Origin of the sequence: Sinomonas sp. P47F7, from assembly GCF_049332655.1 — a bacterium.
GTDB lineage: Bacteria > Actinomycetota > Actinomycetes > Actinomycetales > Micrococcaceae > Sinomonas.
On the sequence record NZ_CP186327.1, the window covers coordinates 1,001,328 to 1,027,243 of the forward strand.

Genomic DNA, 25,916 nt, shown 5'->3' on the forward strand with positions numbered 1-25,916 from the left:
CTGGCAGATCGGGGGTGCTCCTGTGCACCTGACCTGGTGAACCAGGTCTGGAGGCGGGCGCGTGACGGTGTCGATGCGGTTGATGTCGGCGGGAGACGGCCATAAGTATCTCCTGCGGACGGTCGCTGCGGGTGACGGCAACCGGCCGCTCTCGACTCCGTTGACCCGGTACTACAACGCGGAAGGAACCCCGCCCGGACGCTGGCTCGGCTCGGGCGTCACCGCCCTCGGCGACGGGCGGCTCCGTGAAGGCGATAGGGTTTCCGAGGCGCAGCTTCAGCTCCTGATCGGGATGGGCCGTGACCCGCTGAGCGGGGATCCGCTTGGCCGCGCGTACCCGGCGTATGCCAGCCGTGCCGAGCGTATCGAGAAGCGCACGAAGGCGCTCGGCCCGGACCTCGGCGACGGCGAACGGGAGGCGGCGGTCGCGCAGATCGAGGCCGAGGAAGCCGCGACCCCGTCACGGCGTGCGGTCGCCGGGTACGACTTCACGTTCTCGATCCCGAAGTCCGCCTCGGTGCTGTGGGCGGTCGCCGACGCCGGAATGCAGAAGACGATCGCGGCGGCGCACCACGCGGCGGTTGCCGACATGGTTGCGTACATGGAGCGCGAGGTTGCAGCCACGCGTGCAGGTGCAACCGGCCGCAACGGCGCGGTCGCACAGGTCGACGTCACCGGCCTGATCGCGGCAGCGTACGACCACTTCGACTCCCGTGCCGGAGATCCGCACCTGCACACGCACGTCGTGATCTCCAACAAGGTCCAGACCGTCCTCGACGGCAGGTGGCGCAGCCTCGACTCCCGCCCGATGCACGCGGCGACCGTTGCGCTCTCCGAACTCCACGAAGCCGTCTTCGCCGACCACCTCACCCTTGCCCTCGGAGTCGAGTGGGAGAGGCGCGACCGCGGCCGCGACCGCAACCCGGCCTGGGCCATCACCGGCGTCCCCGAGCAGCTGGTGGGAGAGTTCTCCCTGCGCTCGCGGCACATCGAGGTGGAGAAGGACCGGCTGATCGCGGCGTACGTGGCACGGCACGGCCGGCAGCCATCGGACACCACGGTCATCAAACTCCGCGCCCAGGCCACCCTCACTACCCGCCCGGAGAAGCAGGTCCGATCGCTCGCGGACCTCACCGCACAGTGGCGGCAGCGCGCCGGCCGGGTCCTGGGATCGGATGCCGCCTCGTGGGCGCGTGCGGTTGCCGCGAACGAGGCGCCCCTGCTCTTGAGAGCCGAGAACGTGCCCTTGGGGGTGGTCGCTTCGCTCGGCGCAAACGTGGTAGAAGCAGTGGGGGAGAAGCGGTCGACGTGGCGGCGCTGGAACCTGTGCGCGGAGGCGGCACGGCAGACGATGGGCTACCGGTTCGCCACAATGGAGGACCGGGAGGCCGTCGTCGGCCTCGTCGTGGACGCCGCCGAAGCCGCCTCCCTCAGGCTGACCCCGCCGGAGCTCGCCACCAGCCCTGCGGTGTTCCAGCGCCCGGACGGTACGAGCGTGTTCCGGCCGAAGTGCTCGACGGTGTTCTCCTCCGAGTCCCTGCTGGCTGCGGAGGACCGCCTCCTCGAACGCGCCCACACGACCACCGCCCCGACTGTCTCGCTGGCGACGGTCGAGAAGATCACCGCGCGGCCCGACCGCCACAGGCGGATGCTAGGGGCCGACCAGGCCGCGGCGCTGGCCAAGGTCGCCGTCTCCGGGCGCATCGTCGACGTCCTCGTGGGCCCCGCCGGGGCGGGCAAGACCACCGCGATGAGCGCGCTGCGGCGGGCGTGGGAGGCCGAGCACGGCACCGGTTCCGTCGTGGGGCTCGCCTCGTCCGCGGCTGCCGCGCAGGTCCTCGCCGACGACCTCGGCATCCCGGCGGAGAACACTGCGAAGTGGTGGGACACCCACGAGCGCACCGGGCAGTCGTTCCGCAAGGGCGAGCTCGTCATCCTCGACGAAGCCTCCCTCGCCGGAACGCTCAGCCTCGACCGCATCACGCACCTCGCGGCCGAGGCAGGAGCGAAGGTCCTCCTGGTCGGCGACTACGCCCAGCTCCAGTCCGTCGACGCCGGCGGAGCGTTCTCACTGCTCGTCCACGACTGCGACGACGCGCCCGAGCTCGCCGACGTGCACCGCTTCACGAACGAGTGGGAGAAGGCCGCCTCCCTCGGCCTCCGGCACGGACGCACCGAAATCATCGAAAGCTACATCGAAAACGGCCGCGTCCTTGAGGGGGAGAAAGATGCGATGACCGATGCCGCCTACACCGCCTGGCGCGCCGACCTGCACGCAGGACAGGCGACCGTGCTGGTCGCCGACTCGAACGAGGCAGTCACGGCCCTGAACATTCGGGCGCGCACCGATCTGGTCCTCGACGGCACCGTCCACGGCCCCCGCGAAGTCGGACTGCACGACGGCACCCGCGCCGCGGCCGGAGACACGGTCATCACACGTCGCAACGACCGCCGCCTGCGCGCCGGCCGCTCCTGGGTCCGCAACGGCGACAGATGGGCCGTCACCGAGGTCCGCGAGGACGGCTCCCTCACCCTCCGCCGCGCGCGAAGCAAGTGGGGAGGCGCGGTCGTGCTCCCTGCCGACTACGCAGCAGAACACCTCGACCTCGGCTACGCCGTCACCTCCTACCGGGCGCAGGGCATCACCGTCGACAGCTCACACCTCCTGGTCGATGCATCGATGACTCGAGAGAACCTGTACGTCGCCATGACCCGCGGCCGCGCATCGAACAAAGCCTACGTCGCCACCGACCAGCCCGATGCCGCACACGAGGGACCGCGCCCCGGCGACACCGCCGACGCCACCGGCCGCAGCATCCTGTGCGGGGTGCTCCAGCACTCCGGCACCGAACTGTCCGCCCACGAGGCCATCACGGCCCAGCAGGAACAATGGGGGTCGATCGCCCAGCTCGCCGCCGAGTACGAGACCATAGCCGCAGCAGCCCAGCACGACCGCTGGGCCGCACTCATTCGCAAGTCCGGCCTTACCGAAGAACAGGCCGAGGAGGCCATTGGCTCGGACGCGTTTGGAGCCCTCACAGCCGAACTCCGCCGGGCGCAGGCCAACCACCACGATGTCGACGCTCTGGTGCCGCGCCTGGTCCAAGCACGAGGGTTCGGCGACGCCGACGACATCGCCGCCGTCCTCCACCACCGCGTTGCGTTGGCCGCGGTGCGGCCGGCGGGCTCGGGCCGCGCGCGGAAGCGCCCCCGGCTGATCGCCGGCCTCATTCCGGAAGCCACGGGCCCCATGACCGCCGAGATGCGCCAAGCGCTCGGCGGGCGGCGCGACCTCATCGAAGCCCGCGCAGACGCCGTCCTCGACCAAGCCCTCAACGACCGCGCAAGCTGGACCGCCGCCCTCGGCACCCCACCCCGGGGCGAACAAGCAATGACGAGCTGGCGACGCCTCGCGCGAACCGTCGCCGCGTACCGCGACCGCTACGGGATCACCGGACCCACACCCCTGGGAGAACGGGCCGAGAAGGATACGCAGAAGATCGACGCCGCCCGAGCACGTGCCGCCCTTGACCGAGCCCGCGCGCTGGCGCGCGACGCGGAACCCACGCCGGAACGCCCCCCTCGCCGGGAGCCGATCGGCCGATCGCTCTGAGCAGAGAAACCCGCGGCCTCACCTGGGGCGTCCCGACTAGGGCGTGTCTCCTAACCATCGCGGGTTTCAGTTGGCAGGGTTGGGTGGGTGTCGCGGACGAGTGTTCTTTCAGATGAGGCGTGGGCCCGGATCGAAGCGCTGATGCCTCTGGCCTCGGCGAAGGGCGGGCGCCCGTTCAGGGACCACCGCCGCGTGGTGGAGGCGATCGTCTGGCGGTACCGGACCGGGGCGCCGTGGCGGGATCTCCCGGCCGAGTTCGGTCCGTGGCAGACGGCGTGGAAGCGGCACCGCCGCTTCAGCGCCGACGGGACCTGGGACCGGATCCACGCCGAACTGCTCAGCGCAGCCGACGGGGCCGGGAAGATCGAGTGGGCGGTCAGCGTCGACTCGACGGTCAACCGCGCCCACCAGCACGCGACGAACCTTGCCCGGAGCGCGGGGGGACCTGTCGAACTACAGGAATCTGTTTGCCGAGCCCGGTGACCACGGCGTCGGACGCTCCCGCGGCGGGCTGAGCACGAAGATCCACCACCTCGTCGACGGCCGCGGCCTGCCGCTGGTGATCCTGGTCGGCCCCGGCCAGTCCGGCGACGCGCCGATGTTCCCAGTCCTGATGGGCCATCTGCGCGTCGCCCGGCCCGGCCGCGGCAGGCCTCGGACCCGCCCGGACCGAGTGCGCGGGGACAAGGCGTACTCCTCCCGCGCAATCCGGACCCACCTTCGCTCACGGGGGATCGCCGCGGTCATCCCCGAGCCCTCGGACCAGATCGGGCACCGCAAGCGCCGCGGGGCGAAGGGTGGCCGGCCGCCGGGATTCGACCGAGACGACTACCGCGGGCGCAACGTCGTCGAGCGCTCCTTCAATCAGGCCAAGCAATGGCGCGGCCTCGCCACCCGCTACGACAAGCTAGCCGTCGTCTACCGCGGAGCCGCGGTCCTGCACGCCATCACGCTATGGCTCAAGAGGTTAGGAGACACGCCCTAGGAGACTGCTGAAGAAGTCGGGCGGGCGGGGCGCGCCTCCCTGCTTCGGGCCGGGGAGGGTTAAGACTGGCTTCATGCAGGGTCGCGACGATGGACAGCGTGAGTTCCTTGACGTTGAGGCGCTGGCCGGGCATCTGCTGGTTCCGGGCAGCGTCTTCGCCTTCCTGGCCGGGCATCGGCTGAAGCTGTTCCCGGCGGAGATGTTCGAGGATCTCTTTCCCTCGGGCCGGGGCCGGCCCTCGGTCCCGCCCGAGGTGGTCGCCACGGTCCTGGTGCTGCAGGCGTTGAACGGGCTTTCGGATCGCGAGGCTGCCGAGGCGGTGACCTTCGACCTGCGGTGGAAGGCCGCCTGCGGCTTCGCGGTCGCGGACCGGGCGTTCCATCCGACCACCCTGACCTACTGGCGGCGCCGGCTCGCGGCCAGCGCCCGGCCGCAGCGGATCTTCGAGGCGGTCCGGGACGTGGTGGCCGCGACCGGCGCGGTGGGCGGGGGGACGCGGCGGGCGCTTGACTCCACGGTGCTGGACGACGCGGTTGCCCGGCAGGACACGGTCACCCAGCTGGTCGCCTCGATCCGGCGGGTCGGCCGGGAGGTCTCCGGCGCGGAGGCGGTGATCGCCGCCGAGTGCACCCGGCTGGCCGGGCTGACCGGGCAGGACTACGCCTCGGCCGGGAAGCCGCGGATCGTGTGGGACGATGCGGCCGCGCGCGACGGCCTGGTCACAGCCCTGGTCAACGACGCGCTCGCGCTGCTCGCGGCGCTGGACGTCGATGCCGCCCAGGCCGCGGGCGGGAGGCCTGCGGAGGCGGTGGCGCTGCTGGCGCTGGTGGCCGGGCAGGACGTCGAGCCCGCGGAGGACTCCGACGGCAGCGACGGGCGGTGGCGGATCGCCCGCAGCGTCGCACCGGACCGGATGATCTCCACCGTCGACCCGGAGACCCGGCACGCGCACAAGACCCGGGAGCGCCGGCAGGACGGGTTCAAGGCCCATGTGGTGGTCGAGCCGGAGACCGGGCTGACCACCGCGGTGAAGCTGACCAAGGCCAACGGCCCGGAGAACTCCGACGCATCCGTCGGCAAGGACCTGGTCGCCGCCGACCCGACGATCGCCGGGCAGGAGGCCGTCGAGGTGCTCGGCGACTCGGCCTACGGGTCCGGGGAGATGCTGCACGCCCTGGACCAGCGGAAGTGGACCCCGATTATCAAGCCGTGGCCGCTGCGGCCCGCGGTCGAGGGCGGGTTCACCATCGACGACTTCGCCCACGACGGCGAGGCAGGGACCCTGACCTGCCCGGCCGGGCACACCCGCCGGCTCACCAAGACCCGCAAGGCCGTGTTCGGCGCCGTCTGCGCCCACTGCCCGCTGCGATCGCAGTGCACCACGGCCAGAGACGGTCGCAAGATCGAGGTGCATCCCCACGACCTGCTCCAGCGCGCACACCGCAGGCGGGCCACCGCGGAAGGCTTCCAGACCACCTATCGGGCCAAGCGGCCGATGGTCGAGAGATCGATCGCGTGGCTGACCCGGGGCAACCGCCGCGTCCCCTACCGGGGCGTGGAGAAGAACAACAGCTGGCTCCACCACCGGGTCGCCGCCCTGAACCTCAGGCGACTGCTCGCACTCGGCCTCAGCTTCGACAACGGAACCTGGCAGCTGGCCTGATCGCGCCGCAGGCCCCCAGAAGACAGCCTCGAACCCAACGCCAGGGGCACCACGACGCCCTGCACAGGCGGGACGGACCCATGCTGCACCCAGAGCCGACCAAAACCCGCCGTTCGACTGGCCAAGGCGGCACCGATCACGCCACCAGCCAACCTGCGAAGGGAGCTTGTTCAGCAGTCTCCTAGGCCGCGTCCTGCGCAGGCACCAGAGCGCGAGCGCTTCCGAAGTGTGAATGTCGTCGATGGGCTACCTCGCCGGATGCTTCGACGCTCGCCGTGTCTCGAGCGAGAGGTTCTGACGAAGTTCGTCGGCGCATCGCCTTCAGCGTGAGCCCGACCAGGCGGCGAACGAGCCATGTTGGCCCTTCGTATCGATTGGTCGCTGGCTGAACAACAAGGTTCTCATTACCACCGCTCGACCTCGTCGAGCGTGAAGACCGGATCTAGCACAGAGGCGACGATGGTCATCTGGTCATCAAGGCTTTCTTCCGAGACAGCCTCAAGCCCTTCCTTGCGACGCCATGCCGCCCATTTCGCCTGCCCGACTTGGCCGTACCCGGCGACGTGCGATGCGATCGGCTCCAGGGTGACGCCGCGGTAACGTGCAACCGCGTGCGCAGACCTAAGCAGTTCGTCTGAGTCGATGCCCTGACGTGCCAGCTGGACGATGTCCACATAGTCGCGCCAGCGAGTGCTCGTGACACCACGCTCGAGGATGGTTACCCCTTTCTCGGCAATGGTGGTCTCGGGCGCGTAGCCGAGGAGGACGATCGGATCGCCCAGGACTCTGGCGATCGTGACGGCGCGGGGCGCGGGGACTATCGGGTCGCCCGTGGACACATCCACGCGGCGGTGCCTCTCCACGGTCCGATGGTTGCTCTGACGCGTATCCGCAGGCCCTGATAGTCGGACTGCTCGCGGATCTCCTGCACGTCGATGCTCCCCACATCGAAGACGACACCGTCGGCGACCTGGACTGCGGCGATGTCGCGAACCACATCGGCAACATGCTCTGAGGAGACATCGGCGTTGACGGCGTTCGCGTCGGCGTCCTTCGTGGGCCGGCGAACACCGTAGGCTGCGAGGAGGATGCCGCCCTTGAGGACGAAGTCCGCGGCGTGCTCGGTGCGCGTCAGACGATCGAGGAATGACTCCAGCAAGTGCCGGATCAGGTACTCCTGCGTTGGCACCGCGTTGCCGGTCTTCGCGGCGGCCGATCGCGCCGCCGCTTGGAGCCTGCGGAACGTGTCGTCGCCCGCACTCATGCCAGCGCCTCCAGCGTCTGCAGGACTGGTCCTTTGGCTCGGGGGAGCCGAGAAGCGATCTCGATGAGGTTTGCGGGTTTGCCGCCGCGTCGCAGCCACTCCTTCAGAGCGTCCCGTGCGAGTTCGTACCCGGTCTCACCACGGAGCCGGAACGCGTCGGCGATCGAGCGTTCTGGGGAGTAGATCCCGATCGTCAGATCCGTGCCCGGGATCGTCATCTCCTCCCGCCCGATCTCGAACGTGGCCTGGTCAAACTGGTGCCACGCGATCGACGGGCTGCCGGCGGGGGTGCGGGATCCGCGAGGTATCGCGATGTCCAATGCCGTGGGAATGCTGTCGGTCAGATCGTGGTGCGCGAGCGCGGAAGCGAGGCAGACCGTTGCATCCGGACGCCGGGTCGCGGCCTCGATCAAGTCCCAGTCGGCCGCATCCGCATCCGCGGGCAGGTAGATCCCGCGCGCGATCCGCTCATAGCGACCTTCCCGCGCGGCGCGGTAGAGGGCGCTGCGGGACAGTCCCTCGTCCTTCGCGGTGTTCGGCGTCAGGGTTCTCGCCATGGGCCACCTCCTGCTTGGCGCGAATCGTTTACAGATAATTATATGTGATGACGATTGGTTCCAGCACGGTGGGCGCCTCCGGCATGCGGACCGCAACTCGTGCCGGAGCCGGGAGACTCATCAAATACCCATCTCAATCGTCCGGCACGGACCGCCAACGACCGGGTACACTCGGAGCAAGCGAACCGCCCGGTTCCCTGTCAACACAAGGGAATCCGCGAGTTCCCGAGACAACCGGTCAGTCCCCGAAATGGCCCGGACCCTCCAGAGGGTCGTCGGTTCGAATCCGGCAGGGGGCTCCACCTTCCTCCGGCGCAATCACGCGCATCTGTTGGTTCTCGGCATCATTTCGGATAACGCACGCGATCACTCTGAGCGCATCTTGAGCGCGCCAAGACCTTGTATGCATAGGGCTTCCGGGCGCTGCGGTTCCTGCGCGGGCGCCAAAAAGGTCACGCGTGAGTGGCCTTCAATGCGCCGTCTGTGACCTTGGCGGGAGCGGTTACGTGGTGGACCTCGTGGAACCCGTCGGGGTTCTCGGCCCAGGCTTGGATGTCCGGATACAGGGCCGGGAAGTCAGGGCCGCGCAAGCTGGAGGGGCCGCTCCGGTGGTTGAAGCGGTCGATGTAGGCCGTGGCGCAACCGGCTTCGAGGGGGAGCCGGAGGTCGTTTTCCCAGATGTCGCCGACGCTGAGCAGTCGGCGGGGTGCCCGGTGGCGGAGCATCCGGGGGAGCATGGTGGCGAAGCCGTGTGGTTTTCCGGCGTCCGCTCTCACCACGTCTACGTGATCGTGGAGGCCGAGTGTCCGGAGGCTTTCGAGTAAGCCGGCGTGGGGTGCGTTGGTCACAAGGACACGTAGCGCACGGCCGGTGAGGCCGTCGAGGAACCCCGCGAGTCCGGGTGGGGCCGTTATGGCCACGCCCCCGGCGGCCAGGCGCTGACGGCTTTCGGTAAAGGCGGCATTGAGTTGATCCGGGGGGAGGTATGCGCCGAACAGGACCGCGACGGCTGCGTATCCGTCCGGATAGGCCGGGGAGCCCGGGGCGTTGTTGAGGAACTGCTGCAATCTATCGAGCAGCGGCGCGCTGGTGCGATGGGGGAGCCGGCGCGCTGCGGCGTCTGCGTAGGCATGCACGGGGCCGTCCCCGAGACAGACGGTGCCGTCAAAGTCCAGTACCAGAAGCGGCAACGGTGAGTCGAAGACGGAACCGTTGTCAGCCTCGGCTGAGGGGAGGGGGCTCATGGGAGAATTCCAATCCTTGGAACGCGTGTACCGCTGTCATCGTCAGGTGAGGAGCCGTGGGCCGGCAGCAGGCCCGCAGGTTCGCGCTCAGGATTCCTGCGGCCGGGGATCGCCTAGGGGAGGACACTGCCGTTGAGGATGTACGAGGTGCCGTATGCGGGGAGGAGTCTGGGCACGTCCACCTGGAGGGCTTCAGGACGGAATCCGTGGATTGGCACCACAACGCCAGGGTGGATGTCCATGACCATCTTGTGCAGGGCTTCACCGGTGGCATGCCCGGACGAGCCGATGCCGACAAAGGTGACATCGAGCCGTTCCAGCCATTCCATATAGGTGTGCCAGTTGGCCATGAACGGGCCAAGCGGCTCACCCTGGGCGTGGATGAACGGCAGAAAGGTTCCCGGCTGCCGATGCGGGGCGGCAAGCGGGAGGTCCAGGAGGCTGGGGACGTCCGAGACGTCCGGTTGGATCAGGAACGAGGACGGGGAGGCCCGGACGGCGTCCAGGCTGACGGTGCGGATACTCCCGTGGCTGGCGGCTTCGGCCCGGGCCACGGCTTCGGCATGGCAGCGGGTCTGCGGGCGGGATCCGTCCCACGTGGTGACGCCCTGGACCCCGATGTGGTGAAGGAGCGCCGCGGACTGGCCGGGCCACACCAGGGTGCGGCCATGGGCGACCGCCCGGGCCATGAGGCGTTGGGCGCGGTCGACATCGCGGACGTACATGCTCACAAGGGCCAGTCCGGGCGCCCGGGTCATGGCCTCTGCGGCCAGGTCGAGCAACTCCCCCTCGCTGCGCGGCTCCCATGCGCCGGCGCCGGGGGGGATGTCGAAGGAGAGCATGGTCGTTTCGGTGACCAGCATGTCCGCGCCCGCGGCGCGGTCGACGAATCCCCGGCTGAGCCGGCCTCCGTCACGGTGGAAGTTCAGATCCCCCGTGTACGCCAGCGTCCCGTCCGGTGTGGTGACCAGGAATCCGCAGGCGCCCGGGATGTCGTGGTCCACCGGGACGGCCTCAACGGTGATGTCCCCGACGGTCACCATCCCGGTCATGGGGGTTAGGTCGGGCCGGTCGCCGCCGGGGCCACCCGTCCCGGAAACTTCGATGGCGGCCTCCAGCAACACCGTGTCCGGGTGCGCGTAGACAGGGACGTCGGGCCGGACAAAGCCGAGGGCGCCGTCGTGGTCCAGATGGGCGTGCGAGAGGAATACCGCAGTTGATCGGTGATCGGGCCGGCCCAGGGTTGCGCCCGGGTCCAGTTGAGCCGGGTCGTAGACCCCCGGAATTTGGGGTGCGAACCCGACGGCGAGGCGGTCCCGCAGCTCGAAGCCGGGGCGTTCGTGCACCGGTGCCCGGAAAAGATCACGTTCGGCCGGGATGTCCAGCCCCATGTCCAGCAGCACGCGCGCGGTGGGCGTCGAGATCATGATCTTAGAGGATCCGATCACCCCGATCCCGCCGAAGAATTCAATCGTTGTCATGGCTGCCCCCGTTCGTGGGGTGTTGATCTTGTTGTGTTTCTCTAGCCACGGACGCTGCCCTGTGTGCCGTAGACGCCGGTGACAAAGTACTTTTGCAGGAACAGAAAGAGCACGATGATGGGCAGCGTAGTGAATGAGACCGCCGCGCACAGTCCTGTCCAGTCGGTTCCCTCCGTCCCGTAAAAGGCCTGAAGTCCGACTTCGATGGGCCGGACCGCATCGGACTTTGTCATGATGTAGGGCCAGACGAAGGCGTTCCAGGAGCCCATGAAAGAGTTCAGCGCCACGAGGACAAGGCTGGGAGTGGCAAGCGGTGCGGCGACCGAGAACAGCATCCGGACGGAACCTGCCCCGTCAATCTCTGCCGCTTCGAAAAGTTCCTTGGGAAGGGTGAGGAAGAACTGGCGAAGCAGGAAGATGCCGAATACCGACGCGCCCCAGGGGACAATCTGGATCAGGTAGGTGTCGTACCACCCCAGCTTCTGCGCAATGATGAAATTGGGAATCAGGAGCACGGTCTGGGGCACCATCATGGCGCTCATTACCAGCAGAAAGAGAATCCCCTTGCCGCGGAACCGCATGAGGGCGAAGGCGAATCCGGCAAGCAGCGAGGTGATGAGGACCAGTAGGACGACGCTGCCGGCAATCAGTACGGTGTTCCCGAAGTAGGTCAGCCAGGGGCTCTTCCCCCACGCCCGGGCGTAGTTGGAAAAGTCCCAGGCCGGCCAGAGCCTGGGCGGGAAGATGAATACGTCCGCGTCGGACGCGACGCTGGTGATCAGCATCCAGAGTATGGGGACCAGAAACAGGAATCCGACCGCTGCTGCGACCCAGGGCCGCAGCAGCGGCCCCGGCCGTACGCCGTACCGCCCTCGGATCTGTCCGGGCCGCCTCGGGCCGGAGCGCGAAGACCGGGAGGGCCGGGCGGTGTGTTCGGCCCGGGCCTCCTCCCGCGTTGGCGTGATCGCGGTCCTCATGGGTGTTGTCGTTTCCACAGGAACTACTGGGAACCCTTCATGGCCTTCATCGCCGAGTCCTGGGCGGCGGCCAGAGCGTCCTTCGAACTCGCCGTCCCGTTCACAGCGGCTTGGATGGCCTGGGCCAAAGCGCCAGAGGCCTTGCTGATCCAGGCCTTCGGGGGCAGCGGGGTGGCCGAGTCAAGCTGGGTGGTGGCTTCGGTCACGAACGGTGTCTTGGCGGCGTAGTCCTTGAACACGGGCTGGTCCATGGCGTCCTTGCTGACCGGTAGGTAGCCGGTGCTGGCGGACCAGTACGCCATTTCCTCCGGGGAGGTCAGGAACTGCATATATTTCCACGCGGCGGCCTTTTCCGCGTCGGAACTCTTGGCGAAAAGCGCTATGTTGGTGCCGGCCAACTGGTTGGCAGAGCCCTTCGAACCAGAGGGCAGGGCAGCGACGCCGAGTTTGAACTTGTCTCCTACGGCCTTGAGGTTGAACGGATAGCTGGCCACGGAGGAGAGATCGAACGCGCCGGTCCCGCCGCCCAGTGCGGCCTGGCCGGGGTAGTTGGTCCCCAGCATCAAGGATCCGTCCTTCTTCATCTTGACCAAATAGTCCATAGCCTTGACCGCGCCGTCCTTGGTGAACTGCGGTGTACCGTCGGCGGCGAAGACTGTGTCGCCCATCGACTCGGCCAGGATTTCAAAGAAGGCCGTGCCCCCGGCCGGTCCCGAAGAACTGCCCGGGTCCATGGACAGGGCGACAATGTTTCCGGCGGACGCTGTCTTGGCGGCAGCGGCGAATTCGTCCCAAGTCTTGGGCGCCGCGGGCACCATGTTCGGGTTGTAGTACTGGACCACGACGGACTTGTTGAACGGCCACATCCATGTTTTGCCGTCGGTGAGCTTCATATCCTTTTTGATGCCGGCAAAGAAGCTCTTGTACTGATCGCTTTGCGCCGCGTAGTCATCCAGCGGGACGATCACCTTGCTGGCCGCGAATTCGTCGGCCCAGTTTCCGTACACTTGGGCGATCGTCGGAGGCGTTCCCGCCGCCGTCTGGGCGTTGATTTTGGTCTGCAGCGTCCCGTAGTCGGGTTGGTCCTGCAGTTCGACCTTGATGTTCGGATTCTTGTCCATGAAGTCCTTGGTCATCTTGGCCAACGCAGTCTTTTGCGCCCCCGATGACATCGCTTCCATGAAGGTGATCGTCGCCGGTGCCCCGGTGTCCGCCGGCACAGTGCTGCCTGAGACCGCGGTATTGGGGCCTGTGCCGCAGGCGCTCAGCGTCAGTCCGGCGGCAACCAGAACCGTCGTCGCGAGGATCCGGCGGCGGCCGGTCATGGGGGCAGGTTTAGTGTTTCGCGTCATGTTGTACTCCTGAAAATTGGTGGGTATTCGAGGATGTGTCAGCTGGTTCGGTCCAGCGAGCGGGTGGTGCGCAGCTGGAGGATCGAGAGCGCTACGGTAATGCCAAACAGGACTACGGCCAGCGCGGCCGCGTATCCGGTCTTCCGGAATACGAACGCCTGCTGGTAGAGCTGGAAGCCCAGCGTTGCCGTGTCAAATCCGGGCCCACCGCTGGTCATCATGAAGAACTGGGTGAATGCCTGCAGGGAAGCGACCGAGGAGACCACGATGACGAAGATGACGACGGGGCGCAGTTGCGGGAACGTGACGTTCCAAAATTCCTGCCAGGGGTTGCATCCGTCGAGCCGGGCCGCCTCGGAGAGCTCCGAGGAGACGGTGGTCAGGCCGCCGAGAAAGATCACGGTGGTGAATCCGATTTCATGCCAGAGCGAGTATATGATCACGGCGGACATGGCGAAGCGGGAGTCGCCGAGCCAGTCGATATTGGCGATACCGAACCAACTCATGACCAGGTTGGCCAAACCGAAGCGGGGATTGAAAATCCAGACCCAGACAATCGACGTCGCGACCAGAGGCGTGACGTGGGCCAGGAACACCGCGGTGCGGGCGGCAACATTGATTCTTCCGGCCCGCCGCAGCAACATGGCTAGGCCCAGTGAAATCACCGTTCCACCCACCACCATGGCCACAACAAAGTATCCCGAGGTCAGAAGGGTGCCGGTAAACGGCGGATCTTGTGAGCCGTCGACCAGCATCTGATAATTGGCCAGACCAACGAAATTATTCTGGTCCGGGTTCAGCCAGTTCCACTTGAACGTACTGACCACAAACGTGAAAACCGTCGGCCCGATGGTGAAAACCAGGAAGATCGCCAGTGCCGGCAGAATCAACAAATAGGCCACGGGGGAGCGGAGCCCGGGCCTGCCGCGGGAGGCTACAGGCCGGGCTGCGGGCCTTCCCTGAACGATCGCCTTCAAGGTAACTCCCAACTTCACTCTTGACCTGGCCGGCCCTTGGCGGGTGACCAAGATCCCCACGCTCAGGCTGCAACATGACGGAATCGGAACTCCTCAGTGAATCGACTGCCAACAGGAAGCGGATTCTCCGCTCCACCGGGAACCGCCCCGATAACCTGATGGCCGTGTCAGCGGCGGCGAAGAAGGATTCCCCGAAAGTGTGGTGACGATATCGGCCGCTTCGAGAGGGTCGCCCGTTCGAATCCGGCAGGGTGGCTCCACTGAATGGCGCGTGATGACGCGGCTAACCACGAATGCCTTTCCTCCACAATGTGGACGCAGTGCGCGCTGTGTCCACAGTGTGCCGGGTCGGGCCGTGAGGCGTTGACCGTCGTTCCGGGCGCAGCCTATGCTCCACGTCGCACACTCAACGGAGAGGCACACGGCAGAATGACTTCGACTCAGCTCAAGCAGGACAGTACACAGAAGGGCCTGGCCCGCATCGCGCAGGGGCTCGCGGGGTGGACGCAGAAGTGGTTTCCGGACGCCTTTGTCTTCGCCCTCGGCGGCCTGGTCCTCGTCGCTCTCGCCGCACTGGCCATCGGGGCCTCGCCCAAGGCGGTGGCAGATTCCTTCGGCAATGGCTTCTGGGACCTGACGGCCTTCACGCTGCAGATGGCCATGGTCGTGCTGACCGGGTACGTCGTGGCCACCTCGCCACTCGTCGCGAGGATCATCGACCGCCTGGCCCAGATTCCGGGCACGGCCCGCACCGCGGTCAGCTTTGTCGCCGTGCTGGCCATGGCAGTGTCGTTCCTCAACTGGGGGCTCAGCCTGGTCTTCGGCGGCCTCCTCGCCAGGGCCATCGCCCGCCGGAAGGACCTCACCGCCGACTACCGTGCCCTCGGCGCCGCCGCCTTCATGGGTCTCGGCGCCGTGTGGGCGCTGGGGCTCTCCTCCTCCGCGGCCCAGCTCCAGGCGACCAAGGCTTCCCTCCCGCCGGCGCTGCTGAAGATCACAGGCGTCCTGGACTTCGGCGCCACCATCTTCACGTGGCAATCCCTGCTGACCCTGGCCGTCCTCATGGTCCTCACGGCTTTCATCGCCCACTTCTCGGCCCCGCAGGGCGGCGCCGTGAGGACGGCCGCCGATCTGGGCGTCGACCTCGACGACCAACCGGAGGAATCGGAGTCCCGGCAGCGACCGGGCGAATGGCTCGAATACAGCCGAATCCTTCCCGCACTTGCCGGTGTCCTCACACTTGGCTGGCTCGTCTCGCAGTTCCTGACCCTGCCGGCGCTCAGCGTGGTCAGCTCGCTCAACGCCTACCTGCTGGTCTTCCTCGTGCTCGGCCTCGTTCTGCACGGCACTCCCCGGAAATTCCTGCAGGCCGTGGCCAAAGCAGTGCCTGCGACCGCCGGGATCCTCGTGCAGTACCCGCTCTACGCGGCAATGGCCGCCATTCTCACCAAAGCGCCCGGCTCCGGTGGCCTGACCATCTCGGAACACCTCGCGCACTTCTTCACGAGCATCGGCGGCGGCGGCGCGTTCGCCGTCGTCATCGCCGTCTACACCGCGCTCCTGGGCATCTTCGTGCCCTCCGGTGGCGGGAAGTGGCTCGTCGAGGCCCCCTACGTGATGCAGTCCGCAACCGACGTCCACATGAACCTTGGCTGGACGGTGCAGGTCTACAACATCGCGGAAGCGCTGCCCAACCTCGTCAATCCGTTCTTCATGCTCCCGCTACTCGCTGTGCTCAAGCTTCGGGCACGAGACCTGGTGGGCTTCACCTTCCTTCAGTTCATGTTCCACCTCCCCGTGGTCCTCGTGCTCGTCTGGCTGCTTGGCATGACCTTCGAGTTCGTGCCTCCCGTCGTTCCGCATTGAAAGCCGACGGGGGTAGATTCGAAGGATGGATTACGTGTGGAAGGCAATCGACGCTCTCCTGACGCCTGGTCTGCTGGCCCCGGAGATGCGTGAGAGGCTGATCCACGCAAACGGCTACGAGGCGCAGTGCGTCGCACTCAATGGGCTGATGATCGACCTCACCACCGCGACGGCGTTCAACATGTATCCGGACCGGGTGAGAGAACTCCCGCCGGAGAAGCTCAGCGTGATCGTCCATGGCGGAAACGAAGCGGCGGCCTACGTCGAAAAGCTTCGCAGCCAGTGGTTCGAAGAACTTCTCCACTCCGTCAAGGACCAGTAGGCCTCTGCCGCCGGAGCGAGTTGTCCCAGCGTTAGGTCTTAGGCCCATGGCCATCGGCGGCGATCCGGCGTAGCGTCCGCTGAATACCGGACGGTCGGGCGCGGGGACGACCTTGAGGCAGGGGAACATGGGGTACGGCATGACAATGGACTTCGCCGAGCGGGACGGGCTCAGTGTGCTCGCGCTCCAGGGGCGGCTCAACGTGAACACGGTCGATGAGTTTCGGGGCGCAGTCACGGACGCCCTCCGGGCGGGGAGCACCAGGCTGCTGATCGACCTCCGAGGAACTGACTGGGTGGATTCCACCGGGCTCGGAGCCCTTGTGTGGGCAGCGACTGCAGCCCGCAGGGAGGGCGGTGACCTCCGGCTCGTGAACGTGGGCGAGAACGTGAGGATGCTGCTCAAGCTGACGAGCGTGGAGAAGGCGCTTCCGGTCATCGACGATCATCACGAGAGGCCTGAGGGCTAGCGGCGTGCTTCCCTGAGCGGCGGCTCCCGTTTGATGCGGGTCATGGGGGGAAACAAGACGGCGATTTTGCCTGAGGGTACGACAATTGACTCGTTCGCTGGCGGCTGGGTCGGCCAAGCGGTGGGTTTGAGGCCGTCATCATAGAGGGGGCACGGTGGGGATGCTGCTGGAAGTGCTGCTGGGAAAGGTTCGCTTCCACGAGCTGAGCCTCACGGGCAGGGTCGTCCTGAGTCAGCTTCCGTTGAACCTCACGATGCTCTTGGTGTGCGCCGTGGTCGCCTTCGCGGAGCCGCGGACGTTGGCGGATCCGGGGTTTGCGGCCGGGCAGGCGTTGTCGGTGGGGCTGTTCGTGGTGTGCGCTCTCCTCCCGTGGCGGGCGCTTCCGCACGGGATGTTCCTCGTGGTTCCGTTTCTCGACTTCGTCGCAGTGGGCCTCGTGCGGTCCTCGGCCTCGGAGACCCTCGCCGGGCTTGCTCTGCTTGCCGTCTTCCCGATGATGTGGCTTGCTGGCTCGGGGTACCGGCCGCGGCTGATGGTCCCTCTGGGGGGCGCCTCAACGCTGGCCGTGGTGTGGGTGCCCCTGGTCGTCGCCGGAACCGCGGATGCCAGGTCGCTCGCGGCGCAGCTCGTGACGCCGTTCATCATGCTCGCAATCGGGGTCGGGACTTCGGTCAAGACGACGAGCGGCGTGGCGCAGCAGTCGCGAGTCGACGAGCTTCTCGAGCGGAGCCAGACCCGAGAACGGCTCCTCGACACGGTGCTTGAGACGGTCGACGTCGGGGTCATCGTGCTGGACGCGGACGGGGGAGGCATGTTCGTGAACTCCAAGCAGATCGAGGTCTACGCCGCGGCGTTCCCCGCTGAAGCCAGCGGATCGTCAGGGAGCGAAACCCAGATGCTGATCTTCCAGGAAGGGTCCAGCGAGCCGCTTCCGCCCGAACAGTGGGCGCTCGAGCGCGCCCTTGCGGGCCAGCGCGTAGAGCACGAGCTCTTTCGGCTCGGCCGCGGCGCCGAGGCGCGCACCGTGTCGGTCACGGTCCGTGGGTTCGTCGACGCCGCCGGGGAGCGCGCGGGCACCGTGGTGGCGTCGTCCGATGTTACCGATGTCGTCGCGGCGGCCCGCGCGAGAGACCGCTTCCTCTCGGTCATGTCGCACGAGTTCCGGACACCGATCGGCAATATCCTCGGCTACGCCGAACTGATTCAGGACGATCCGCAGCTGACTCAGGCGTCCCGATCCGACCTGCAGGTGATCGCCCGCAACGCCGAACACGTGAACCAGATGGTCGACGACATCTTGGCGGCCGCGGTGACGGGCACGGATGCCGCGGCGATCCGCTTGCCACTCGACTTCGAGCAAGTGGTCCGAGAGGCCGGAGACTCCTCGGCACCCGCGGCCCAGCGCCGCGGTATCGACATGACCGTGCGTGGGGACGGCCCGCTCAAGGTTCTCGGCGACCGCACTGGGCTCGTGCGGGTGCTCGACAACCTGGTCTCCAATGCCGTCAAGTACTCGGGTCCGGGGACGGAGGTCGTCGTGACCGCCTCGCGTGACGGCGAATGGGCTGTGTGCACGGTCCAAGACCACGGCATGGGGATCCCGACCGACGAGCTCGAACAGATCTTTACGCGTTTCGGCCGAAGCGCGACCGTGCTCGGCGCCGGGATCCCCGGGACCGGCCTTGGGCTCTCGCTCGCGAAGGAAGTCGTGGAGAAGCACGGAGGCAAGATCGACTGCGAGAGCGAGCTCGGCGTGGGCAGCACCTTCACGCTCCGCCTTCCTCTCAGAGAGTGAGCCGAGCGTCAGCAGGTGAACGACTGGGTGAACGGTGAACCCACCCATGCACCGACGAGCGCTTGGACTGAGAGAGTGTAGACGCGGTTGCCGGCGGTTTTCGATGACTGAGTGAGGGCGACCGTGGGCATGGTCGTGGCGGTTGTGCTGCTGCTCCCGTCCGGGGCGGTCAGCGTGAACTGGTAGTTGGTTGCCCGGGCGACGGCGCTGTATCCGGCCACCGTTACCGTGGCCTGCTTGGCGTTGGCTGCGCAGACGATCCCGGCGTTGACGCTCGCCGGCGCTGGGATGGAGTACGTCGACGCGGAGAGGGCGGCGGAGTCGCCGGCCGTGAAGGCGGCCTGGGCGGCCGCAGGAGCCGCGAACAGGACGACGGCGGCCGCAACAGGCGCGAAGGCCCGGACCAGGAAGCGGCGACGGCCGGCGTCTGGCGAGGTTGCGAAGCCACGAGAGTCTTGATGCTCCATGGCCCCCCTTTCGCCTGGTTGCGTCCGATGTTCGTTCCCATGCTCCCAACAGGGCTTCAAGCCCGGGCGGCAGGGTTCCTCAAGGTTTGTTCAAGACCTGGGTGAAAAACGCCGGTTGGTCTGAAAGACTTGCCGACCATGGGGCAAAGTTTCACGGACCGCCGCGCGGTCGTGGTCGAGGACGACGACGATATGCGCATCTTGCTCGCGCGGACGCTCCAGCGCCACGGATTCGATGTGGCCGAGGCCGATACCGGCGCCGACGGCCTGCGCCTGGTTCGCGAGCACAGCCCCGACCTGGTGACCCTCGATCTCAACTTGCCCGACCTCGATGGGACAGAGGTGTGCCGCAGGCTCCGGGAGTTCTCCGACGCCTACGTGATCATGATCACGGGACGCGGGGACGAGATCGATGAGCTCACGGGTCTCCAGATCGGCGCCGACGACTACATCAGCAAGCCCTTCAGCCCTCGGACCGTTCAGGCTCGGATCGAGGCGATGTTCCGCCGCCCCCGGACCGTCGTCACCCGCGCGCCGGAACCGCCCGCCGTCGTCCTTTCGGCGACGCTCCCCGCGGCAGCCGCAGTGCTCAACGCCCACCGCATGGTTCACGGCTCGCTCATTGTCGACGTCGATGCGCGCCAAGTGAGCGTCGAAGGGGAGGAGATCGTGCTGACCCGCACCGAATTTGACCTCCTGGCGCTCATGGCTGGGTCCCCGCGGAGGGTGTGGACGCGGGAGATGCTGCTCCGCTCGGTGTGGGGCGACGAGTGGGCCTCGGATGAGCATCTGGTCGAGGTCCATGTGGGGAATCTGCGCCGGAAGATCGGCGATCGCGGTCGGAACCCGAGGTTCATCCGCACCGTGCGCGGCGTCGGGTACGGGATGGTCGCACTGTCGGTCTGATTCCTCGACGGCGTCAGTGTCCCCGGAGCAGGTCGGTGAGCGCTCGCGTGACGGTGTCGGCGTCGTGATTCAGCTCCGGGATGGCCCCGCGTGCGCCGCCCAGGCGCCCGGCGCGGAGCTCCCGGTCGGCCCGACGTGTATTTCGCTCGAGTCGCAAGGCGCCGACCATCTCGGCCGACACCGCGAGGCTCAGGAGTGCGACGTGCGCGGCCTCCACGTCGCCGGCCTGGACGGTTGCCGCGATCTTCTGAAGCCGCCGCGGAAGAAGGTCGAGGAATTTCGCGGCGAAGGCGCAGGCATCGTCGCGGGAGTCGAGCTCAACCGCGAGGGTGTCGAGCCGGGCGGGCTCGAGGTCGGGCGGTGTGTCAGTGCTCACCGGCATTTCCCCTTTCGTGCGCGCTCGTTCGGGACTCAGCGCCTGGGGCCCCAGCGTCCGGGGACTCAGAAGGCCGTCGCCAGATCGATACGAGAAGAAGCGTAACCAAGATCGTCGGCGCTCCGAAGACGAGGATCGAGCGAACGATGGGGGAGCGCAGCGTCCTGATGACATCGCCCAGGTGGGGGATGACCGCGGCCTCGGTGTAGACCGCGCTGTCGGTGATGACGGCCGTCCAGGGGTCCGAGCCATTGTTCGCGTCGCCCTTGGTCGTGACGATGGTGGCACCGGCCGAGTTCCGCGTGAGGCTCACGATTCGGTGCGTCTCGACGCGTTGGTCCTGCACGGGGATCTGGTAAGTGATGATGTCGCCGACCTTCAAGGCCGACGCAGGGACCTTGACGCTCACCACGACGTCGCCCGGGTTGATGAGCGGGGCCATGGAGCCCGTGAGCATCGTCGAGGTCTGGTAGCCCAGAAACCGCGGGCCCACGCCGAGAAAGAGGAACGCGGCCACCGCGACCGAGAGCACGAGCCCGAGGACCACCCGGGTCAGGATCTGACCCGCCCACGTGAGGGCCCGCCCGCGCCGGCCCGCGCGAACAACGGGGGCCGGGGCGGCGGGGTCGAGGGTATTGGTCATGGCGTCGTCCTCACGGAACGGGAGATGGGCCGGGTCTCGGACTACTGGTTAGTTGCGCTGCGCTGGGTGCCAGTGAAGGAGAAGCTCACGGTGCTCGAGATCCCCTGGAACGTGTTGTCTGCGGTGGTCGGCAGCGTGAGGGTGACGCGCAGGTTGTCAGCGTGGCCTGCAGTGACGGACCCGAGGTTCGAGAGCGTCACGTTCGAGCCGATGACGGCGTGGCTCGAAAGGACCGAGGTGCTCGTGCCCGAGCACGTGTAGGTGTAGGCGGGAGCCGTGCCGGCCTCGGTCCACGGAGCCGAGCAGGAGTCGACGACGACCTGGAGGCCGTTGGTGGCGTCGGTGTCGAGCTTCGAGGACGTCGTCGCGGCCGTCGTCAGCGTGACGCCTGCGAGATTCTGGCTGCCCGAGTTGGTGAGCGTGACCGCGCGCTGGATCGTGTCGCCCGGGACGATCCCGGTCGCCGCGACGCTGAGCCGGTTGGTCGCCGTGCCGGACGAGCCGAGGCCGATCGTGACCGTGCCGGAGGAGACCGACGTGTTCGCGGAGGTGGTGGACGTGAACGCGCCGTAGGTGCCGAGGCCCGCGACGCTCGCGGCTGCGCCGACGAGGGCGGCCGATGCGAGAAGCTTCCCGGACGTGGACTTGAGGCTGAGACCCATGTGAGTATCCCCTGTTTCGGCCGGGCCCCGCCCGGACTGAGTAGTCTGCGCCAGCCCCAGCGGCTGACAGACCAACTCTCCGGTTCGGGTTTCAAGGCCAACGCCCGCCAACCGACAAGAAAAGCTCAAGAAAGGTTCAAGACTCGCGGCCGCCCGCCCTCCTTCAGGAAAGTCCGTCTCTGACGGCCCGGCAGGCGCCGCGGGCCTCGGGGGCAGGGAAAGCACGTGTGCCGGGCCTTGATCCGTGGCGGCCCGCGGCATAGTGTCCCGCTAGCCGTGCGGGATCGAGCGCAGGCCGAATAGGGGGCGCGATGTCCAAGCTAGGGGCTGGCGAACTGGGCGAGGGAATGGCTCGGTGGGCCGGGCTCGCGGCCGTGGTGGGGACCGTGTTCCTGCTGGTCTATTTCACCGTGCCGGCACTATCCGGGTGGCCCTACGCGGGCGGGACTCCGACCGTGTTGGCGAGCTATGCCTCGGACCACGAGGTCCTCTTCTTTGCCGGCGGCTGGTTCCAGGCGGTCGGCAGCGCCCTCTGCGTCGCCTTCGTGCTCGCGGTCGTGCGGATGTCCGGCACCGTCGTCTCCTTCGCAGGCCTCCTGGCGATTGTCGGCGGCGCGACGCTCCTCGCCTTGGTGCTGGCTGAGGCTGTTGTGCTTGAGTCGGTTCCGGTCGCCGCGTCGAGCGGCGACTCCACCACCGCGGCCGTGGCGTTCGCGCTCAGCAACGGGGTGTTCGTCCGCATTTTCCCGCTGATTCCCGCGCCGATGGTGTTCGTGGGAGTCGGACTTGCGGGACGCGGGGTGCTCGGCGGCTGGCTGGCTCGGAGCGCGATCGTTCTGGCCGGGGCATTCGTGCTCGCCGGAGCTCTCGCCGTCGTGACGCCGGTCGGGGTGTTCGTGGGAATCGGGCTGTCCGTTCTGCAGGCGGTGTGGTTCCTCGCGGCCGGGCTCCGCCTGCTCCTTCGCCGCCGGAACTAGGCCGGGTAGCGACCGGCCGCCAGGTCCTCGAGGAGGCTCGGGTGGGAGGGGTGCCATCCGAAGCGCTCCCTCGTCTGGGCGCTCGAGGAGGGCTGGTCGACGGCGAAGACGGTGCCGAGGAATCCGAAGCTTTCGGCTGGCACGGCTTCGACGGGCAGCCCGAGCCGTTGCCCGATGGCCTCGGCGAGGGACAGCATGGTGTCGCCCTCGTCGGCCACGGCGTGCGCGACGGTTCCGGGGTCTGCGCCCTCGAGGACGAGCCGGAAGAGCCGGGCCGCGTCGAGGCGGTGGACCGCCGGCCAGCGCTGGCTGCCGTCGCCGACGTAGCCCGAGACCCCAGTCCGCTGCGCCGCCTCGATGAGGAACGACGCGAACCCGTACCGTCCTTCGCCCGTGTGGACAGAGCGAGGAAGGCGCACTGCCGCGGACCGAACGCCCTTCTCTGCCAGACCGAGCACAGCCTGCGCGTTGCGGGCGCGCCCTCCGAGCGGACCCACGGCCGGCATGGCATCCTCCTCGGTGGAAAGACGGCCCGGCACGCCGGGGGTCCCGGACGCGATGACGAGCGACTTCCCGGTGCCCTCCAGTGCGGCGGCAAATGTCTCGACGGCGAGCGTCTCCTCGTCCACGCAGCGCTGGATGTCCGTGAAGTCGTTGCCGAAGGCGAGGTGGATCACGCCATCCGCCTGTTCGGCACCGGCGCGGAGGCTCGCCGGGTCGGCGAGCTCGCCGCGGAGCGGGACCGCGCCCGCGGCGGCGACCGCCTTGGCGGAGGCATCGGAGCGGACGAGCCCCAGGACTTCGTGGCCCGCGGAGATCAATTCGGGGACGACGGCGGAGCCGATTCCTCCGCTGGCACCCGTGACGAAAACGCGCATCTGCTTCTCCTCGCGATAGGACGTTTGTCCCATCAGCGTATCACGTGTGACGGGACAAAGGTCCCGTCGGTAGAATGGAACCCATGCCACGCTGGAATCCGGACGCGCGCGAGCGGCTCGTCACCGCGGCACTGCACCTGTTCGCCGAGCACGGCTACGACAAGGTGACCGTTGTCGAGATCGCCGAGCGCGCGGGACTGACCAAGAGCACCTTCTTCCGCTACTTCCCGGACAAGCGGGACGTGCTCGCCGCCGGCCAGGAGACGCTTTCGCAGCTGCTGACCGAGGGGATCGATTCCGCGCCCGCTGACGCGGCGCCCCTCGCCGCCGTGGGCGCCGGGCTCGAGCGCGCGGCCGCCGCCATGACCCCGTTCAACCGGGAGCTCGGGCCAGTGCTGCACGCCGCGATCGCCGCGAACGCCGAACTCCAAGAGCGCAACGCCTTGAAGCAGGCGGGGTTGTCCGCTGCGATGGCCCGCGCGCTGCGGGAGCGGGGGGTCGACGCCACGACCGCCGCCGTAGCGGCCGAGCTCGGCGGCCTCGCCTTCAAGGAGGCGTACGCCGCTTGGATCGAAGCAGAGGACGCGCCGAGCCTCGTCGAGCTGGCCCGGGACGCGCTCGACCGTCTCCGGGCAACCGCCGCGCGGCTCGCCTGAACGGGTCGCCCCGAGCCGCCGGGCGAAGGTGAACGGCGCGAGAAGCTTGGGCCAAGGGTCGCCCAACCCCACGCCCAGACCGCGATTCGCTTCCTAGCCTTGGACGGTGCCCTCACCCAGAACGCGTAGAAGACTCCTGTCCACCGGCCTCGCGGTCGCCTTGTCCTCGGCCCTCCTCGGCCCGGCCGGACCCACGCACGCGAGCGAGACCCCGGCTCCGTCCGTCCCAGCGGCGCACCTCAACCTCGGTGCCGCAGACCTCCCCGAGACTCGGACCGAGAAGACGCTCGCCCCGGGCGTCACCTTGACCACGATCCACCGCGGCGGGGCGGACAGCTCGTTGTTCTGGACGGCTGAAGTCGCCATCCCGTCCGACTCCCCGGATCCGGACGCGCCGTCGTCGGCCCTTTCCAGCCAGGCGAGCGCCCAGAACGTGGCGGCCAAGCTCAAAGCCGCGGGCCTCGATACCCGCGTCGAGCACGTGGTCTCCCCGCAGCTCGCGGACGCGGGTGGCCCCCTCGGCTATCGGGTCCGCGCCGGGCACTTCTCGGCGCAGGCGGACGGCGCCGGGACGGTCGCGCGGATCAAGGCCGCGGGCTACTCGTCATCGGTCGTCTACACGGGGTGGGACGGCGATGCCGGAACCAGCTCCCAGTCGCGCGGACCGTGGAACCTCGACGTCATCACGATCGACCCGGAGCAGTACGAGGGCGAACTCACGGCCTCGTTCGGCCCGGACCTCGAGAAGCCCGAGGCGACGAGCCAGCTCGCGGCTGCCCAGAACGCCGTCGCCGGAGTCAACGCGGGATTCTTCGTCTTCGACCCGGCGGCCGGCGCCCCGGGCGACCCCGCCGGCGTGGGCATCTACGGCGGGAAGACGCTGCGCGAGCCGGTCGGCGACCGCCCCGGCCTCATCCTGAACGGCGCGAACAACCGTGCGAGCATCCAGCGGCTCACGTGGAGCGGATCGGTCTCCGGCGCGGGCGGGACGCTGGGCCTCGAGGGCATCAACCGCAACCCCGGGCTCATCCGGAACTGCGGCGAGAAGGGGGCTCTGCCCACTGAGCTCCCGCGGCAGGACGTCACGTGCACCAAGGCGAGCGAGCTCGTGGCCTTCACCCCGGAGTTCGGGGCCAAGACCCCGGCCGGCGCGGGGCTCGAGGTCACGCTGGACAGCCACGACGCCGTGACTTCCGTCGCGGAGTCCCGCGGAACCGCGGTTCCCGCGGGCGGCCACACGATCCAGGCCACGGGCGACGACGTCGCGCAGCTTCGGGCGCTCGCGAACGTGGGCGAGAAGCTGCGGCTCGACGCCCATGTTGTGGGGGAGGACGGGCGCCAGCTGACGACGACGAAGCACACGAGCGTGGTCAACGGCGGTCCGCTCTTGGTCAAGGACGGCCAGGAGGACGTCACCGTCCGGCAGGACGGCATGGTCCGCCCGAACGACAACAACAGCTTCTACTACGGCTGGGTTCACAAGCGGAACCCGCGGACGTTCGCCGGCACCGACGCGCAGGGCCGCACGATCCTCGTCACGGCCGACGGCCGCTCGACGAACTCGCTCGGGCTGAGCCTCAAGGAGGAGGCCGACGTCGCCACGTCGCTCGGCATGGTCCAGGCGATGAACCTCGACGGCGGTGGTTCGACGACGGCGGTCGCGGGTGGCTCGGTGGTGAACACGCCGTCCGGGAAGGCCGAGAGGCCGGTGGGCGATGCGGTCCTCGTGCTGCCGACGCGGAGCGACTCGGAGGACTCCAACCGGGAGTGATCCCGGCGGGGGCCT

22 protein-coding genes and 1 pseudogene are annotated in these 25,916 nt (G+C 68.1%); 11 read left to right on the plus strand and 12 right to left on the minus strand.

What is annotated here, in order from left to right:
• The first annotated feature begins 73 nt into the window (after window positions 1-73).
• From mobF to ACOKR1_RS04890, 3 genes are all read left to right on the plus strand, one after another.
• Window positions 74-3,613 carry a MobF family relaxase gene (mobF, locus tag ACOKR1_RS04880; protein ID WP_422936554.1) on the plus strand — a complete coding sequence of 1,180 codons (3,540 nt, stop codon included), beginning with the start codon at window positions 74-76 and terminating at the stop codon, window positions 3,611-3,613.
• A gap of 87 nt (window positions 3,614-3,700) precedes the next feature.
• Window positions 3,701-4,598, plus strand: a protein-coding gene (locus ACOKR1_RS04885; protein WP_422935249.1) for an IS5 family transposase whose coding sequence is annotated in 2 segments (ribosomal slippage) — window positions 3,701-4,060 and window positions 4,062-4,598 — 897 coding nt in all. Because the reading frame shifts where the segments join, the coding sequence is not laid out codon by codon here.
• Between the two features lie 73 nt (window positions 4,599-4,671).
• On the plus strand, window positions 4,672-6,261 hold the full coding sequence (locus ACOKR1_RS04890; RefSeq protein ID WP_422933071.1) for an IS1182 family transposase: 1,590 nt from the start codon (window positions 4,672-4,674) through the stop codon (window positions 6,259-6,261).
• A 404-nt stretch (window positions 6,262-6,665) separates the two neighbouring features.
• Here the strand turns inward: ACOKR1_RS04890 and ACOKR1_RS04895 are convergent.
• The 7 genes and pseudogenes from ACOKR1_RS04895 to ACOKR1_RS04925 form a co-directional block, all read right to left on the minus strand.
• Window positions 6,666-7,525 (minus strand): annotated as a pseudogene (locus tag ACOKR1_RS04895) (nucleotidyl transferase AbiEii/AbiGii toxin family protein).
• The gene (locus ACOKR1_RS04900) at window positions 7,522-8,082 is read right to left on the minus strand and encodes a type IV toxin-antitoxin system AbiEi family antitoxin domain-containing protein (RefSeq protein ID WP_422935605.1); all 561 of its coding nucleotides are present in this window, start codon (window positions 8,080-8,082) and stop codon (window positions 7,522-7,524) included. Before ACOKR1_RS04900 ends, ACOKR1_RS04895 begins: the two are co-directional and overlap by 4 nt.
• A 452-nt stretch (window positions 8,083-8,534) precedes the next feature.
• The gene (locus ACOKR1_RS04905; protein WP_422935606.1) at window positions 8,535-9,326 is read right to left on the minus strand and encodes an HAD family hydrolase; all 792 of its coding nucleotides are present in this window, start codon (window positions 9,324-9,326) and stop codon (window positions 8,535-8,537) included.
• Between the two features lie 113 nt (window positions 9,327-9,439).
• Window positions 9,440-10,753 (minus strand): MBL fold metallo-hydrolase, encoded by a 1,314-nt coding sequence (locus ACOKR1_RS04910; protein ID WP_422935607.1) that lies wholly within the window; start codon window positions 10,751-10,753, stop codon window positions 9,440-9,442.
• 95 nt (window positions 10,754-10,848) lie between these two features.
• A complete protein-coding gene (locus ACOKR1_RS04915) occupies window positions 10,849-11,592 on the minus strand; it encodes a carbohydrate ABC transporter permease (protein ID WP_422935608.1) in 744 nt (247 codons plus the stop codon).
• Window positions 11,593-11,807: 215 nt separating this feature from the next.
• Window positions 11,808-13,136 carry an ABC transporter substrate-binding protein gene (locus ACOKR1_RS04920; protein WP_422935609.1) on the minus strand — a complete coding sequence of 443 codons (1,329 nt, stop codon included), beginning with the start codon at window positions 13,134-13,136 and terminating at the stop codon, window positions 11,808-11,810.
• Window positions 13,137-13,174: 38 nt separating this feature from the next.
• A complete protein-coding gene (locus ACOKR1_RS04925) occupies window positions 13,175-14,038 on the minus strand; it encodes a carbohydrate ABC transporter permease (protein WP_422935610.1) in 864 nt (287 codons plus the stop codon).
• 504 nt (window positions 14,039-14,542) lie between these two features.
• Here ACOKR1_RS04925 and ACOKR1_RS04930 point away from each other — a divergent pair.
• The 4 genes from ACOKR1_RS04930 (at window position 14,543) to ACOKR1_RS04945 (ending at window position 18,565) form a co-directional block, all read left to right on the plus strand.
• Window positions 14,543-15,979, plus strand: a complete 1,437-nt coding sequence (locus tag ACOKR1_RS04930; RefSeq protein ID WP_422935611.1) for a short-chain fatty acid transporter — start codon at window positions 14,543-14,545, stop codon at window positions 15,977-15,979.
• 25 nt (window positions 15,980-16,004) lie between these two features.
• Window positions 16,005-16,301, plus strand: coding sequence for a hypothetical protein (locus ACOKR1_RS04935; protein WP_422935612.1), 297 nt, complete (start codon window positions 16,005-16,007; stop codon window positions 16,299-16,301).
• A gap of 139 nt (window positions 16,302-16,440) precedes the next feature.
• A complete protein-coding gene (locus ACOKR1_RS04940) occupies window positions 16,441-16,770 on the plus strand; it encodes an STAS domain-containing protein (RefSeq protein ID WP_422935613.1) in 330 nt (109 codons plus the stop codon).
• A gap of 160 nt (window positions 16,771-16,930) precedes the next feature.
• Entirely contained in the window at window positions 16,931-18,565 is a 1,635-nt protein-coding gene (locus ACOKR1_RS04945; protein ID WP_422935614.1) for an ATP-binding protein, read from the plus strand.
• An 8-nt stretch (window positions 18,566-18,573) separates the two neighbouring features.
• On the opposite strand, the gene ACOKR1_RS04950 is transcribed toward ACOKR1_RS04945, so the two are convergent.
• Window positions 18,574-19,032, minus strand: coding sequence for a hypothetical protein (locus ACOKR1_RS04950; protein ID WP_422935615.1), 459 nt, complete (start codon window positions 19,030-19,032; stop codon window positions 18,574-18,576).
• A 138-nt stretch (window positions 19,033-19,170) separates the two neighbouring features.
• On the opposite strand from ACOKR1_RS04950, the gene ACOKR1_RS04955 reads away from it, so the two are divergent.
• Window positions 19,171-19,938: a response regulator transcription factor gene (locus ACOKR1_RS04955; RefSeq protein WP_422935616.1), complete on the plus strand. Its 768-nt coding sequence runs from the start codon at window positions 19,171-19,173 to the stop codon at window positions 19,936-19,938.
• A 13-nt stretch (window positions 19,939-19,951) separates the two neighbouring features.
• On the opposite strand, the gene ACOKR1_RS04960 is transcribed toward ACOKR1_RS04955, so the two are convergent.
• Genes ACOKR1_RS04960 through ACOKR1_RS04970 form a run of 3 tightly spaced genes read right to left on the minus strand, consistent with a single transcriptional unit; the run spans window position 19,952 to window position 21,619 of the window.
• On the minus strand, window positions 19,952-20,314 hold the full coding sequence (locus ACOKR1_RS04960) for a hypothetical protein (protein WP_422935617.1): 363 nt from the start codon (window positions 20,312-20,314) through the stop codon (window positions 19,952-19,954).
• Entirely contained in the window at window positions 20,304-20,957 is a 654-nt protein-coding gene (locus tag ACOKR1_RS04965; RefSeq protein ID WP_422935618.1) for a signal peptidase I, read from the minus strand. Before ACOKR1_RS04965 ends, ACOKR1_RS04960 begins: the two co-directional genes overlap by 11 nt.
• 41 nt (window positions 20,958-20,998) lie before the next feature.
• Window positions 20,999-21,619: a TasA family protein gene (locus tag ACOKR1_RS04970; protein WP_422935619.1), complete on the minus strand. Its 621-nt coding sequence runs from the start codon at window positions 21,617-21,619 to the stop codon at window positions 20,999-21,001.
• 311 nt (window positions 21,620-21,930) lie between these two features.
• On the opposite strand from ACOKR1_RS04970, the gene ACOKR1_RS04975 reads away from it, so the two are divergent.
• A complete protein-coding gene (locus ACOKR1_RS04975) occupies window positions 21,931-22,596 on the plus strand; it encodes a hypothetical protein (protein WP_422935620.1) in 666 nt (221 codons plus the stop codon).
• Here ACOKR1_RS04975 and ACOKR1_RS04980 read toward each other — a convergent pair.
• Window positions 22,593-23,474, minus strand: coding sequence for an SDR family oxidoreductase (locus ACOKR1_RS04980; RefSeq protein ID WP_422935621.1), 882 nt, complete (start codon window positions 23,472-23,474; stop codon window positions 22,593-22,595). The two genes, ACOKR1_RS04975 and ACOKR1_RS04980, sit on opposite strands and share 4 nt — an antisense overlap.
• A gap of 83 nt (window positions 23,475-23,557) precedes the next feature.
• On the opposite strand from ACOKR1_RS04980, the gene ACOKR1_RS04985 reads away from it, so the two are divergent.
• Window positions 23,558-24,130 carry a TetR/AcrR family transcriptional regulator gene (locus ACOKR1_RS04985; protein ID WP_422935622.1) on the plus strand — a complete coding sequence of 191 codons (573 nt, stop codon included), beginning with the start codon at window positions 23,558-23,560 and terminating at the stop codon, window positions 24,128-24,130.
• 106 nt (window positions 24,131-24,236) lie between these two features.
• Window positions 24,237-25,901, plus strand: a complete 1,665-nt coding sequence (locus tag ACOKR1_RS04990) for a phosphodiester glycosidase family protein (RefSeq protein WP_422935623.1) — start codon at window positions 24,237-24,239, stop codon at window positions 25,899-25,901.
• The last annotated feature ends 15 nt before the right edge of the window (window positions 25,902-25,916 follow it).

Excerpts from the sequence above, each read along its gene's own strand:
- mobF (WP_422936554.1), top strand. The coding sequence starts at position 74 with ATGCGGTTGATGTCGGCGGGAGACGGCCATAAGTATCTCCTGCGGACG.
- ACOKR1_RS04890 (WP_422933071.1), top strand. The coding sequence starts at position 4,672 with ATGCAGGGTCGCGACGATGGACAGCGTGAGTTCCTTGACGTTGAGGCG.
- ACOKR1_RS04900 (WP_422935605.1), bottom strand. The coding sequence starts at position 8,082 with ATGGCGAGAACCCTGACGCCGAACACCGCGAAGGACGAGGGACTGTCC.
- ACOKR1_RS04905 (WP_422935606.1), bottom strand. The coding sequence starts at position 9,326 with ATGAGCCCCCTCCCCTCAGCCGAGGCTGACAACGGTTCCGTCTTCGAC.
- ACOKR1_RS04910 (WP_422935607.1), bottom strand. The coding sequence starts at position 10,753 with ATGATCTCGACGCCCACCGCGCGCGTGCTGCTGGACATGGGGCTGGAC.
- ACOKR1_RS04915 (WP_422935608.1), bottom strand. The coding sequence starts at position 11,592 with ATGCTGATCACCAGCGTCGCGTCCGACGCGGACGTATTCATCTTCCCG.
- ACOKR1_RS04920 (WP_422935609.1), bottom strand. The coding sequence starts at position 13,136 with ATGACGCGAAACACTAAACCTGCCCCCATGACCGGCCGCCGCCGGATC.
- ACOKR1_RS04930 (WP_422935611.1), top strand. The coding sequence starts at position 14,543 with ATGACTTCGACTCAGCTCAAGCAGGACAGTACACAGAAGGGCCTGGCC.
- ACOKR1_RS04935 (WP_422935612.1), top strand. The coding sequence starts at position 16,005 with ATGGATTACGTGTGGAAGGCAATCGACGCTCTCCTGACGCCTGGTCTG.
- ACOKR1_RS04940 (WP_422935613.1), top strand. The coding sequence starts at position 16,441 with ATGACAATGGACTTCGCCGAGCGGGACGGGCTCAGTGTGCTCGCGCTC.
- ACOKR1_RS04945 (WP_422935614.1), top strand. The coding sequence starts at position 16,931 with ATGCTGCTGGAAGTGCTGCTGGGAAAGGTTCGCTTCCACGAGCTGAGC.
- ACOKR1_RS04950 (WP_422935615.1), bottom strand. The coding sequence starts at position 19,032 with ATGGAGCATCAAGACTCTCGTGGCTTCGCAACCTCGCCAGACGCCGGC.
- ACOKR1_RS04955 (WP_422935616.1), top strand. The coding sequence starts at position 19,171 with ATGGGGCAAAGTTTCACGGACCGCCGCGCGGTCGTGGTCGAGGACGAC.
- ACOKR1_RS04965 (WP_422935618.1), bottom strand. The coding sequence starts at position 20,957 with ATGACCAATACCCTCGACCCCGCCGCCCCGGCCCCCGTTGTTCGCGCG.
- ACOKR1_RS04970 (WP_422935619.1), bottom strand. The coding sequence starts at position 21,619 with ATGGGTCTCAGCCTCAAGTCCACGTCCGGGAAGCTTCTCGCATCGGCC.
- ACOKR1_RS04975 (WP_422935620.1), top strand. The coding sequence starts at position 21,931 with ATGTCCAAGCTAGGGGCTGGCGAACTGGGCGAGGGAATGGCTCGGTGG.
- ACOKR1_RS04980 (WP_422935621.1), bottom strand. The coding sequence starts at position 23,474 with ATGCGCGTTTTCGTCACGGGTGCCAGCGGAGGAATCGGCTCCGCCGTC.
- ACOKR1_RS04985 (WP_422935622.1), top strand. The coding sequence starts at position 23,558 with ATGCCACGCTGGAATCCGGACGCGCGCGAGCGGCTCGTCACCGCGGCA.